This is a genomic window from Aedoeadaptatus ivorii, assembly GCF_900638585.1.
Lineage (GTDB): Bacteria > Bacillota > Clostridia > Tissierellales > Peptoniphilaceae > Aedoeadaptatus > Aedoeadaptatus ivorii.
The window spans coordinates 739,806-752,420 of record NZ_LR134523.1 but is presented as its reverse complement, the minus strand read 5'-3'; the positions used below and the strand labels follow the sequence as shown (position 1 = coordinate 752,420).

Here is a 12,615-nt window from a genome sequence, read left to right as displayed (position 1 = left end):
TTCATTCCTTTCTGACGATACAGGCCATCGAAAAACCGTCCGTATGCCGCTTATGGGGCCAGAATCGCTCTCCGCCGCCCTTGAGCGTACACTCGGGATGATCCGATAAGAAGGATTGCAGCACCCCTTCATTTTCTTCTAAGGTAACCGTGCAAGTACTATACACGAGTTCGCCGCCGCGAGAAAGTGCGCCATAGGCATTTTCAAGCATTTTTCGCTGTACCCTTGCCAAATCTTTAAGATCTTCCGTGCGAACGCGCCACTTGATCTCGGGTTTTCGACGAATCAGGCCGAATCCGGAACAGGGCGCGTCCAAAAGAATGCGGTCGTAGCTTGTATCCCTCACGGGTTTTAAGGCGTTATTGACTTGTGTGTGCACATTTTGAATCTGTAGGCGCTCTATATTTTCATTCATAATCGCAAGACGCGCAGGCGATACGTCAAATGCGTCTACCGAAGCGAAGATTTCCGCCATTTGAAAGCTCTTTCCGCCGGGGGCGGCACAGAGATCCAATGCGCGGGCGTCGCGATCGGGCGTAAACAGCTCCACCACGTGCATCGATGCCGCATCTTGCACATAGAAGGCGCCGCTTCGAAAAGCGTCGCCGGAAAAAAGTCCCCAGGGATCGGCGATATCGAGGGCGATATCCGATGCCGGAGACGGCTTGGAAGAATATCCCACCGCTTCCAGCATATGGGCCAGTGTATCTCGGTCGATTCCCACCGGGCGCACGGTAAGCGGCGCCGGCTTGGAAAGCGCGCGGAAAAATGCTTCCGTCTCTTCTTTTAGGATCGGCTGAAAATGGCGCACCCATTCCTCGGGAAAACTATATTGAATCGAAAGGCGACGCACGGGATCCTTCTCTACGATGCGAAATGCCTTCTCTTTTTCTCGTAAAATCGCGCGTAGCACGCCGTTTACCAAACCGGCGGCGCCGACATTGGCGATTTTTTTCGCCGATCGCACCGCTTCGTCGACGGCGGCATGGGCCGGCACGCGGTCCAGAAAGCGAATTTGATAGAGGCCGATCTGCAGAATATAGCGGATCATGGTCTCGAGGCGCTTGTGATTTCGCACATAACGATTGACGATAGAATCGAGATAGCTACGGTGTCGTACACAGCCGTATACAATCTGCTCCATCAATCTGGCGTCCTTTGGCGAAAGGCCGTCGAATTGCAACGCATCTTTGATGTAGATGCCGTCGTAGATCTTTTCCAGTGCAAAGGCCGCCCGCAATCTTGGGCCCGCCATCAGTCATTTCTCCTTCCCAAAGAAAGTAGGCGCAGCAAGGTGCCCGCCGCCGTGAGTAGGCTCGCGACATAGGTGAGCGCCGCGGCGGATAGGATCTTTTCGACGCCGACCATCTCCGACGCATCCAGCACGCCGTCTCGCAAGAGGACTTTGGCGCGATGGCTCGCGTCGTATTCCACCGGCAAGGTGAGCAGCTGAAAGAGCACCGTAATCGCAAAAAGTGCGATCCCAAGTCTTAGAAGGGGCCCGTAAAACATCAGGCCGATAAATATCAAAAAGTACGACAGATTGGAACCCAATCCCGCCAAGGGCACCAATGCGTTTCGAAAGCGGAGCGGACCATAGGATTCTTCGTGCTGGATGGCATGTCCCACTTCGTGGGCGGCGATCCCCAAAGCGGCGATCGAAGTCGAATCGTATACGTCTTCGCTGAGCCGCAGGGTCATGGCGGACGGATCGTAGTGGTCGGTGAGATTTCCGCGGATCCGCTCGATTTTCACATCGTACATGCCATATTTTTTCAGAATGCGCTCCGCAAGGCTACGCCCCGTCAATTGGTGGCGATTATAGACCTTGGAATAGTGTTCGAAATTTTCGCGAATCTTTCCCTGGGCATACATGGCGAGCAAAAGGCCTGGCAGGATATATAGCCAATACTTCATGTCCCAATAGTAAAGTCCCATCATCAGATTTCCCCCTTCTCGGGCAAAGAGACACCGGCGAGAAACGACACAATGTCCATGCGTTTTTTACCCGGACGCTGAATTTCCTTTACGAGTAGAGACCCTTCGCGCGTTCCCAGACGCAGAAACTTTTTGCCCGCCCTAAAGATACCCGGGGCCAGATTCTCACTCTGCACTTCTGCGGCAAATATCTTAATCCGCTCGCCGCGAAATTCGAGATATGCACCGGGCATCGGAGAAAATGCCCGCACCTTGCGCTCGATCTCCTCGGCGCTCTCCCAATACACGTCGATCTGTGTCACGCAATCGTCGATTTTTTCGGCATAGGTCGCCTTTTCGTGTTCCTGCTCGCAAAACGTTACCGGCCCCTTACGAACTGCCTCGACGAAATCCGTCAACAGTTCGGCACCGAGCGACGCCAGTTCGTCGTGAATGTCGCCGAAGTCCTTCCCGTCGACGGGGGTCTTTCGCATCTCCCAAACAGGCCCGGAATCCAATCCCTCCTCGATCTGCATCAGGCTGACGCCCGTCTCGGCGTCCCCTTCGAGGATCGCCCACTGCATCGGTGCCGCGCCGCGGAATCGGGGGAGCAAGGAACTGTGAATGTTCACGGTATATTTTTTGGGAATCTCCAAAAGTTCCGCGTGTAGAATCTGTCCGTACGCCACCACGACGAAGAGATCGGCATCTTGTCTTCGTAATACGTCCAATGCCGCCTCGTCGTTACTGTTTTTCGGCTGGAATACCGGTATCCCCAATTTTCCCGCTTCTACCTTGACGGGCGTAGGACGCACTTTTTTACCGCGGCCGGTCTGTTTGTCTTCTCGGGTCACAACCATCACAACATCGGAAACCGCATGTAAGGCGCGAAGCGCCAGCACGGAAAACTCCGGCGTCCCGAAGAATACACTGCGCATTACTTCGCCTCGGCTTTCTTCTCTTCCTTGGGCTCCAGTACGTACATTTCTTCGGCGCGATCGGTAAACAAGATGCCCTCCAGATGGTCCATCTCGTGTTGCACGATCCGCGCAAGAAAGGCGTCCGCCTCGAGGGTGCGCGCTTCGCCCCGGGCGTCTTTATAGGAAACGACGATATGGGTCGCCCGCTCTACCTCGCCCGCTCGTTCGGGAACGCTCAGACAGGCTTCGATGCCCGATTCCGCGCCCGATTTTTCGACGACTTCGGGATTGATTAAGACCAGCTTATGGCCTTCGTAATCGTCGATCACAAGTAGGCGCTTTAATTTTCCGATCTGTACTGCGGCCAGTCCTACCCCTTCGGTGGCATACATGGTCTCGTACATATCTTCGATCAATGTGTGGAGCGCATCGTCAAATTGCTCGACAGCGCGGGATTTTTTGCGAAGGATGGGATCTCCGTCCGTTCGAATTTGTAATTTCGCCATAGATTTCCTTTCTGTATTTTTCAGCCGTCTATGGATATGCCGACGGCGATATTTTTCTCTGCTATATTTCTATAATAATGATTTAATACCCGTTTTAAAGCCTGCATATAGACCCGGTAGTCCTCGGGATAGATCTTTGCCGTAACGGTAAAGTGTTCGCGATTTTTGATCCGCGGCTGCTCCACCGGATCCAATACGATCGCATCCAAATGGTTGTGGCGTCCGATCGCCTCGAGGGTCCGCTTCCAATTCTCGCCATACGGCCGCAGATCTCCTTTGCCGCGTATATGGATGCGGAGCAAATGGACATAGGGCGGATAGCCGTACTGTTTGCGCGCTTGCATCTCCCGGTGGAAGAAGCGCTCGTACGCCCGATCTTTCGAAAAGACGATGCTGTAATTGTCCGGATTATAGGTCTGTATGACGACTTTTCCCGCCGCCTGTCCCCTCCCGGCACGGCCCGACACCTGCGTCAAGAGCTGAAAGGTCTTTTCCTGCGCCCGATAATCGGAAATATACAAAGAGAGATCCGCCGCTACGACGCCGACAAAGACCACGTCGGGAAAGTCGAATCCCTTGGCGAGCATCTGCGTACCCACCAGGATATCGACTTCCTTGTCTTGCATCTTCTTGTAGACCGCGGCGTAGTTTCCCTTTTGCGCCATTGTGTCCTTGTCCATGCGCAAAACGCGCGCCTTCGGAAATTTTTTGCGTATCCACTCCGATACGTGCTCCGTGCCGATCCCGAATTGTTTAAGGTAGGGGCTGCCGCATTCCGGGCAGGTCTTGGGTAAAATTTTGGTCAGGCCACAGTAATGACAGTGCAGCCGATCGGTATTTTTGTGATAGACCATGGCAATGTCGCAAGCGTCGCATTCCAATACGTAACCGCAGCTCCTGCAACTTACAAAATGGCTATACCCTCGGCGGTTGATAAAAAGAATCGCCTGTTTTTTGCGCTGAAGGGCATCCGCAATGCCCACCATCATTTCGCCGGAGAGGATCTCCACATTGCCGCGCATCAATTCTTCCCGCATATCCACCACGCGAATCGGCGCCCGCGCCGTCGAACCGGTGGCCGTCTGTACCAAACGATGCACGGTAAGGTCTTTGTCCTTTCGCGCATAGGTCTTCACCGAAGGGGTGGCGGAGCCGTAGATCACCTTAGCATGGTCGATGCGGGCGCGAATCTCCGCCACTTCCCGCACGTCGTACCGGAGCCCCTCTTGATAGTCGTAGCTCTCTTCCTGTTCTTCGTCGATACAAATATACGAAAGATGGTTTGTCGGCGCAAAGATTGCCGAACGCGCGCCCACGACGATGGTACCCGGACGCTCGCGGATGCGCAGCCAAGCCGCCGCCTTCTCTCCGGCGCTTAAGCCCGAGTGGAGCACCTCCACCTTTCCCGGAAAGCGCGCCCGAAATCGGTGTACCGTCTGGGTAGCGAGTCCGATTTCCGGCACGATGACGATCGCGTCTTTGCCGTCCTTTATCGCCTCCTGACAGAGGCGCATATACACCTCGGTCTTACCGCTTCCCGTCTCGCCGAACAATAGATGGTTTTGGCCGTGCGCCGATCGAATGGCGTCGATCGCCCGGGCCTGCTCTTCGCGGAGCACCGGTCCTTCTTCGGGGAGAGGCAGCGGAGCATTCTCCTCTTTCACCAATCCCTTTTCTTGCAATGACGTAAGGGGACTGTCGGAAAATCCCGTCTTTTCGCGGACCACCTTTTTACTAAGGGGCCCTTCGGCCAGTAAGAGTTCGTAGACACAGCGCTGTTTTTCCGGCAGATCGCCTGCTTCTGTGCGCACCGCCGCGAATACGCGCCGCTTTCTTTTTTGAACGGCACCGGTGGAGACAAATCGGGGTTTTACCGTCCCCCGGCGAATACCGGCATCGATTGCCGCCGTCTCCTTTTCGTTTAAATCCTCTAGGAATATCGCGTCTTTTTCCCCGAAAAGGGACGCGAGCGCCTCGTCTTCCTCGGCGAGATACAGAGCCTCTTTTATGGTGCCGCTCACGTATTTCGGCAAGAGGGGCTGAAAAGACTGCACATAAGAAGTCAAAAATACTTCCCGCATGCGACGCCCTAACTCTATGGCGTGACGGGAGAGAATCGACCGGTGATCCGGCACGGAAATCACCGCCTTTAAATCTTCCCCCGTCCCTTCTTCAGCCGCCAGAACCACCGCCACCTCGCGTCGATTCCCCCGTCCAAATGGCACCACCACGCGTTTACCGATCGGATCGCTTCCGTCTTGTTCCCAGCGATAGCTATACAGCTGATCGATTTGGGGCAGCGATTTTTCTATATACACATGCACAATCATACGAGCCAAACACTCCAAACAATGCAAAAAAGCTAGATCCCTCTAGCTTTCCAGTTCCTGTTCCACTTTATCCAGTATAATCTCTGCCAACGCGCTCTTGTCCATAATCGGAAGCGATTCGGCCTTTCCGTCGGAGAAAAATATTTCTACCCGATTCGTATCAGCGCGGAAACCGGCATCCTTTTCGGTGATGTTATTGGCGACGATAAAGTTGAAATTCTTTTCCTTCAATTTCTTTTCGGCGTAGGTGCGCATATTGTGGCTTTCCGCGGCGAATCCCACGATCACCCGATCGCCTTTAATGGCGCCGAAATGCTTGGCGATGTCAGGATTGGGACGTAAGGCGATGGCCATTTCTCCGCTCTCCCGCTTTTTGATCTTCTCTTCGGTATAGTGCGCCGGCTTAAAATCCGATGGAGCCGCGGCTTTGATCAACACGCGCGTGCGCGAAAATAGCGACTCGACGGCGCGAAACATTTCTTCGGTGGATTCGACCGGGATAAAGTCGACGCCCACAGGCGCCTCAAGCCGTGACGGTCCGCTGATCAAATGGACCTTTGCACCGCGGTCGGCCGCCGCCTTCGCCAGGGCGTAGCCCATCTTTCCGGAACTGTGGTTGGAGACGAAGCGCACCGGGTCGATCCTCTCTAAAGTCGGACCCGCCGTGATGGTGATCTCTACGTCCTGTAATGTTTTTTTTGTAAGGGCGCGGTCAATATAGCTGAGGATCTCTTTCGGCTCTGCCATCTTTCCCTCTCCCACGTCTTGACAGGCCAACAGGCCCGATCCGGTGGGCAGGATTTCTACGCCGCTTCGCGCACTTAAAATGGCAAGCGACTTCTGCGTCGCTTCTGCACGCAGCATACCCGTATTCATCGCGGGGGCCAACAGAATCGGAGAGCGGGCCGCAAGCGCTACGGTACTCAGCATATTGTCCGCGATCCCGTATGCGAGCTTCGCCATGGTGTTGGCAGTGGCCGGTGCGATAACGATGCAATCGGCCCATTTCGCCAAAGAGATATGTTCCACATTCATATTGGAAAGCTGGTTGAACATCTCCACATGGACCACATTGTTGCTCATAGTTTGAAAGGTCAGCGGGGTCACAAAATGTGTCGCGGCTTCGGTCATAACGACCTGAACCTCCGCGCCCGCTTTTTTAAGACGGCTTACCAAATCTACCGACTTATACGCACTGATCCCCCCGCACACGCCGAGGAGAATGCGTTTATTCTGCAGCAAGTTCCTCCTCCTCTTCGCTTTTTTCTGCTTCGAGCGCCTCGCGGCGAATCCGCTTTTCTTCGAGAATTTCTTCGTATCGTTCCTTCGTCGTAAAATCGACGGCGCCTTCCGCCACTTCCTGCATGGCGATGGATACGGGGTTTTCCAGTTCCGTATCGATCAAAGCGTCCTCTCCCGCGACGATTTCTCTGGCGCGCTTGGAGACCAAACTCGCCAAAGCGTATCGACTGGTCGTAATCTTAGAAATCTCTCCAAAAGATAGAATATTCATCGTATCGCCCTCCTCTCTACCATATCTTCTTTGATATTTTCATACCGTTTTACCCGCAGCTTCTCGGCCGCGATAATATTTTCGATATCCGAAACGGCCCTGTCCACCTCGTCGTTGACGACGAAAAAGTCGTATTCGCCGACGAAATCCAGTTCCTTAAATGCGTTGGCAAATCTCGTCTCTATGTCCTGTTCGCTTTCGGTGCCGCGTCCGATAATGCGCTGTTTTAATTCATCCATGGTCGGCGGCAGCAGGAAAATAAATACGGCTTCGTGGTATTTTTTCTTGATCTGCAAAGCGCCTTGTACGTCGATTTCTAAGAGCACGATCTCGCCTTTTTCGATTTCATCAAACACGAATTCCTTCGGCGTTCCGTAATAGTTGGTATGCACATGAGCGTATTCCAACAATTCGTCGTTTTCCACCATCTGTTCAAATTCTTCGGTGGTCTTAAAAAAATAGTTCTCTCCGTCGACTTCCGAAGGCCTCGGCTTTCTCGTCGTAACCGAGGTCGAAAACTTGACTTCGTCATTTTGTTTCATCAGCGCTTCGCTAACCGTTCCCTTTCCGCTTCCGGAAGGGCCCGATAAAACCAATAAAAAACCTTTAGACACGTAACACCAGCCTTTTTCCTCTACTCTATATTGGCGATCTGTTCTCTCATATCTTCGATCAAAGATTTGACTTCGACGATGTCGTGGAGGACGGCCACGCTTTTGGACTTGGAACTGATCGTGTTCGCCTCTCTGTGCATCTCCTGAAGAAGAAAGTCCAGCTTTCTTCCCACCGGACCGTTACCATTCATTATATCATCAAACTGATCGATATGAGAGTATAGACGTGTGATTTCTTCTTCGACAGACATCTTATCGTACAAGAGCGCAAGTTCCGTAGAAAAACGCGCGGGATCGGCCTCGAATTCGCGCATAAACGCCCGCACGCGCTCTTCGAACGCCACCCGGCGAATCTCTTTTTCCGCTTCGGACTCGCGCTCCATCTCCTCGACGATGCCCTTTAGCCTTCCGAGATCGGCCTTTATTTCGCGAAAGACATTCGCCCCTTCCGCTCGCCGCATCGAAACCAGATCCGCGATCGCCAGCGCCGCCGCTTCCTCGAATTCTTTTTCTAAAAACGTATCGGACGCGTCGAATTCCGTCTGTACGACACCGGGCTTATCGAGGATCCAGTACACGTCGACATCGTCCCCTTCTTTCGTGGCACCGGTCTTGTGCAAGAGATTTCGATAGGCTTCAAACGCCCCTTCGTCGAATGTCAATGCATCGCCGGCTACTCTCTCACAGCGGTATTGCACTTCCACATGGCCGCGCTTGATATGGCGCCGAAGGATGTTTTTCATATCGGCTTCCGCCTCGGGGATCTCCCCCAGCCCCCGAATTCGAATGTCCAAACCCTTGTGGTTTACGGATTTTATAGAAACCCGAACGGAACCGCGATCGCCATGTACCTCCGCCGTTCCGAAGCCAGTCATACTGTTCATAAAAGCCTCCTCTATGGTATTATACATAAAAGAACGGGGAGGCGACAATCGCTCCTCGAAGGAGGTTATGCAGTTTGAGTTATGACGGTATTATGACCGCAGCCGTTTCCGAAGAATTAAATACGCGATTTGCCGGCGGCAAGATCGATAAAATATACCAACCCGAGAAAGACGTATTGCTTTTTAATTTGCGGGCGGGAAAAGACCGCGGGAGCTTGTTGCTTTCCGCAGCGGCCAACAATCCCTGTGCCTACATCACAAAAAAGAAATTCAAAAATCCCCAAACGCCGCCTGCTTTTTGTATGCTTCTGCGCAAGCATTTGGAATCTTCGACCATCCTATCGATTACACAAATCGAGATGGACCGTATATTGGCTATCAAGGTCCGCGGCATCGACGAACTCTTCGATCCGGTAGAAAAAACTCTTATGATCGAGATGATGGGCCGCCACTCCAATATCATTCTATTGAATGAAAATGGTGATGTGATCGATGCCATAAAACGCATCGGCATCCATATCAGCCGGGTGCGACAAGTTCTGCCCGGAGAACCCTATTCCCTCGAAAATATTATCGACAGGGACAATCCCCTCACAGAAGATGCGATGGGTTTTGCCGAAAAATGGGCGCGGGAAGAGGCGATGTCTGCCAAAAACTTCTTGATCCGCAACTATCTCGGCATCTCGCCCTTAATCGCAAGAGAAATCTGCTATCGCGCGGGGACTTCCGAAAAGGTGCCCGTAAAAAATGTAGACCCCGATGCATTCAAACGTGCATTTTTCAGCATCGTATCCGAAGTCAAATCAAAAGATTTTAGTCCCCAAAGCGTCTCCGACGGCACTAAGGTCCTCGCGTACAGTGTCGTAAACCTTACCCAGTATCCCGAAGAGAGAAAGACCTTCTACGAAAGCCCCTCGGAACTTTTGGATACGACGTTTACCGATCGCGTCGAAGAAGACCGCGTGCGACAAAAAAGTCAGAATCTAAACCGACAGATCAAGAATCATTTGGAACGGGCGCTCCACAAGCAGGAAAAGATGGAATTCGAGCTTCGAGACGCCAAAGACCGGAAAAAGTATAAGGTCTATGCCGACGTGCTCTCATCTAATGCCTGGCAAGTGGAACGGGGGCTGCAGGAAGTCGAACTGGAAAACTTTTACGACAATATGGCGCCCCTTCGCATTCCTCTGGACCCGACCAAAGACGCTATCCAAAATGCCGCCCGCTACTATAAGCGTTATGCCAAATTAAAACACGCCGAGGCGGCATTGACCGCGCGAATCGAAAGAAATCGCAGCACCATTCGCTATCTGGATTCTATGCTTTACAACTTAGAAGATGCGGAAAATGTAGAAGAAGTCGACGGCATTCAGGAGGAGTTCCGCGAAGACTTTTTGAAGAAGAAGTACAAGGGCCACCGCGACAAGAAGAAAAAGGCCGCCAAACAGCCCGGCTACCTGCGCTTTCGCACCGGCGACGGAAAAGATGTCTATGTGGGCCGAAACAATCGACAAAATCAGGAGCTTACGCTTAAATTCGCCGCCAAAAGCGATTTATGGTTCCACGTCAAATCGGGCCCGGGCAGCCACGTGATTCTAAGGGATCCGGGAGAGAACCCATCCCCCGAGACAATCGCCGAATGTGCGATGCTCGCCGCCTATTATAGCCGCAGTCGCCATTCCGCCAATGTAGAGGTGGATTATACGCGCCGCGCCCATATCCGCCGGCATCCGTCGAATCAACCGGGATTGGTGCTGTATACGGACTTTTCTTCGGTGCGGGTTACGCCGAACAAAAAATCCGTAGAAGCGCTTCGAATGCCTGCATCCGATGCATAAACCGTTTCCAGCATACAAAGACCCCCGCTACCGAAGTAAGTTCGGCGACGAGGGTCTTTTTATTTGGATATTGGCAAGCAATCGGACTATTTGTCTTCCGATTCGCCTTTTTTCTTGTCGTTTAGGTAGCCCAAACGCTTTAGGATCAAATTATATCCGTCCGCACCGTAATGTAGGGCGCGGTTGATGCGGCTGATGGTGGCGGTAGATGCGCCGGTCTCTTGCTCGATTTTTTGGTAGGTATGGTCTTGGACCAATAGCTTGACCACTTCAAGCCGTTGAGAAATGGCTTTGAGTTCTTTTACCGTACAAATATCCTCGAAGAAACGATAGCACTCCTCTTTATTTTTCAGGGCTAAAATGGCTTCAAACAATTCGTCCATATTTTTGTCTTCGATTTTTGAAGAATAACGCATACAACCTCCTTATGACAGACCGGTGATATTCCCCTCACCGTCGATATGCATGTGATTCGCTGCAGGTACCTTGGGCAGACCCGGCATGGTCATAACCGCGCCGGTCAAGGCGACGATAAAATCGGCCCCGTTGGAAATGCGAATCTCGCGAATATGAATCGTAAACCCTTTCGGCGCGCCCAATTGGGCGGGGTCGTCGGTAAACGACGCCGGCGTCTTTGCCATGCAGATGGGCAAGTCTTTTCTGCCCAGCGCCTCGATCCGTTCGATCATTTTCCGCGCTTCCTGCGAATATACGACCTCTGCGGCTCCGTAGATTTCCTTCGAAATCGTCTCGATTTTGCTTTCGATAGAGCCGAATCGATCGTATAACGGCGTGTACGCCGAAGGCGCGTCGCATAGCGCCACAACTTTTTCTGCCAGATCCATAGCACCGGCCGAGCCGTTTTCAAATACTTCCGACAGTGATACTTCTATACCCAATTCTTCTATGCTTTCACGCAATAAAGCGATTTCCGCCTCCGTATCCGTCGGGAATCGATTTACGGCGACGACGACCGGAATGCCGAACTTCTTCATATTGTCGATATGTCTCTTGAGATTGGGAAATCCCCTTCGCAGCGCATCGAGGTTTTCTGTCCCTAAATCCTTCGCGGGGACATCGCCATTGTATTTCAGCGCGCGAACGGTGGCGACCAAGACCACGCAGTCGGGGTCGAATTCGCCCATGGGGGCCGCGATATCCAAGAATTTTTCGGCACCCAAATCCGCCCCGAATCCCGATTCTGTCACCGTGTATTCCGCGAGGCGAAGGGCGGTGTCGGTGGCGATAATAGAGTTGCAACCGTGTGCGATATTGGCAAAGGGACCGCCGTGGATGATCGCCGGCGTATTTTCGATGGTCTGCACCAGGTTGGGAAGGAGGGCGTCTTTCATCAACATGGTGACCGCTCCCTCTACCTCCAGATCCTTTACATAGACCGGTCGATCGTCGAAGCTATAGGCGACGATCATGCGGCCCACGCGCTCTTCGAAGTCCTTCAAATCGCGAGAGAGGCATAGGATCGCCATAATTTCCGATGCGACGGTGATGTCGAAGCCGTCTTCGCGCATCACGCCGTTTTTCTTCGGTCCCATGGCGACGATCACTTGGCGCAGTGCCCGGTCGTTCATATCGAGTACCCGCTTAAATGTGATATTTTTCGGATCGATCCCCAGGGCATTTCCCTGATGGATGTGGTTGTCGATGGCCGCGCTGATCAGATTGTTGGCGCTCGTGATGGCGTGAAAATCCCCGGTAAAATGGAGATTGATGTCTTCCATGGGGAGCACCTGCGCATATCCGCCGCCGGCGGCGCCGCCCTTAATACCGAAAACCGGTCCGAGGCTCGGCTCTCTCAGCGTACAAATCGCGGATTTTCCCAGCTTTTCGAGGGCCATAGAAAGACCGATATTCGTCGTCGTCTTCCCTTCCCCCGCCGGCGTCGGGTTGATCGCCGTCACGAGGATCAATTTTCCCTTTTTACGGTCCTTCAATTTCCGAAGATACGCGCGCTCGATTTTGGCCATATACCGGCCGTATGGCTTGATATCGTCCCCGGTCATGCCGAGGCGATCGGCAACTTCTTCGATTCTTCGAAGATGCGCTTCTTTTGCAATCTCTACGTCGGATTTCAT

12 protein-coding genes are annotated in these 12,615 nt (G+C 52.9%); 1 reads left to right on the top strand and 11 read right to left on the bottom strand.

Annotated elements, in window-relative coordinates; translation table 11 throughout:
* Position 1: 1 nt before the first annotated feature.
* Genes rsmB through EL294_RS03750 form a run of 9 tightly spaced genes read right to left on the bottom strand, consistent with a single transcriptional unit; the run spans position 2 to position 8,684 of the window.
* Entirely contained in the window at positions 2–1,255 is a 1,254-nt protein-coding gene (gene rsmB, locus EL294_RS03790) for a 16S rRNA (cytosine(967)-C(5))-methyltransferase RsmB (protein WP_126465374.1), read from the bottom strand.
* On the bottom strand, positions 1,255–1,941 hold the full coding sequence (locus tag EL294_RS03785) for a zinc metallopeptidase (protein WP_126465373.1): 687 nt from the start codon (positions 1,939–1,941) through the stop codon (positions 1,255–1,257). The genes rsmB and EL294_RS03785 overlap by 1 nt, the downstream gene beginning before the upstream one ends.
* Positions 1,941–2,855, bottom strand: coding sequence for a methionyl-tRNA formyltransferase (gene fmt, locus EL294_RS03780; RefSeq protein ID WP_126465372.1), 915 nt, complete (start codon positions 2,853–2,855; stop codon positions 1,941–1,943). The genes EL294_RS03785 and fmt overlap by 1 nt, the downstream gene beginning before the upstream one ends.
* On the bottom strand, positions 2,855–3,343 hold the full coding sequence (def, locus tag EL294_RS03775) for a peptide deformylase (RefSeq protein WP_126465371.1): 489 nt from the start codon (positions 3,341–3,343) through the stop codon (positions 2,855–2,857). The genes fmt and def overlap by 1 nt, the downstream gene beginning before the upstream one ends.
* A 20-nt stretch (positions 3,344–3,363) precedes the next feature.
* Positions 3,364–5,673, bottom strand: coding sequence for a replication restart helicase PriA (priA, locus tag EL294_RS03770; protein ID WP_126465370.1), 2,310 nt, complete (start codon positions 5,671–5,673; stop codon positions 3,364–3,366).
* A gap of 42 nt (positions 5,674–5,715) precedes the next feature.
* Positions 5,716–6,915: a bifunctional phosphopantothenoylcysteine decarboxylase/phosphopantothenate--cysteine ligase CoaBC gene (gene coaBC / locus EL294_RS03765; protein WP_126465369.1), complete on the bottom strand. Its 1,200-nt coding sequence runs from the start codon at positions 6,913–6,915 to the stop codon at positions 5,716–5,718.
* On the bottom strand, positions 6,902–7,186 hold the full coding sequence (rpoZ, locus tag EL294_RS03760) for a DNA-directed RNA polymerase subunit omega (RefSeq protein ID WP_126465368.1): 285 nt from the start codon (positions 7,184–7,186) through the stop codon (positions 6,902–6,904). The genes coaBC and rpoZ overlap by 14 nt, the downstream gene beginning before the upstream one ends.
* Complete coding sequence (gene gmk, locus EL294_RS03755) at positions 7,183–7,800, bottom strand: guanylate kinase (protein ID WP_126465367.1); 618 nt, start codon at positions 7,798–7,800, stop codon at positions 7,183–7,185. Before gmk ends, rpoZ begins: the two co-directional genes overlap by 4 nt.
* A gap of 20 nt (positions 7,801–7,820) precedes the next feature.
* Positions 7,821–8,684: a YicC/YloC family endoribonuclease gene (locus tag EL294_RS03750; RefSeq protein ID WP_164715210.1), complete on the bottom strand. Its 864-nt coding sequence runs from the start codon at positions 8,682–8,684 to the stop codon at positions 7,821–7,823.
* A 74-nt stretch (positions 8,685–8,758) separates the two neighbouring features.
* Here EL294_RS03750 and EL294_RS03745 point away from each other — a divergent pair, with 74 nt between their 5' ends.
* Positions 8,759–10,522 carry an Rqc2 family fibronectin-binding protein gene (locus EL294_RS03745; protein ID WP_126465365.1) on the top strand — a complete coding sequence of 588 codons (1,764 nt, stop codon included), beginning with the start codon at positions 8,759–8,761 and terminating at the stop codon, positions 10,520–10,522.
* Between the two features lie 86 nt (positions 10,523–10,608).
* On the opposite strand, the gene EL294_RS03740 is transcribed toward EL294_RS03745, so the two are convergent.
* Both EL294_RS03740 and EL294_RS03735 read right to left on the bottom strand, forming a co-directional pair.
* The gene (locus EL294_RS03740; RefSeq protein ID WP_126465364.1) at positions 10,609–10,938 is read right to left on the bottom strand and encodes a YerC/YecD family TrpR-related protein; all 330 of its coding nucleotides are present in this window, start codon (positions 10,936–10,938) and stop codon (positions 10,609–10,611) included.
* A 9-nt stretch (positions 10,939–10,947) separates the two neighbouring features.
* Positions 10,948–12,615, bottom strand: coding sequence for a formate--tetrahydrofolate ligase (locus EL294_RS03735; protein ID WP_126466308.1), 1,668 nt, complete (start codon positions 12,613–12,615; stop codon positions 10,948–10,950).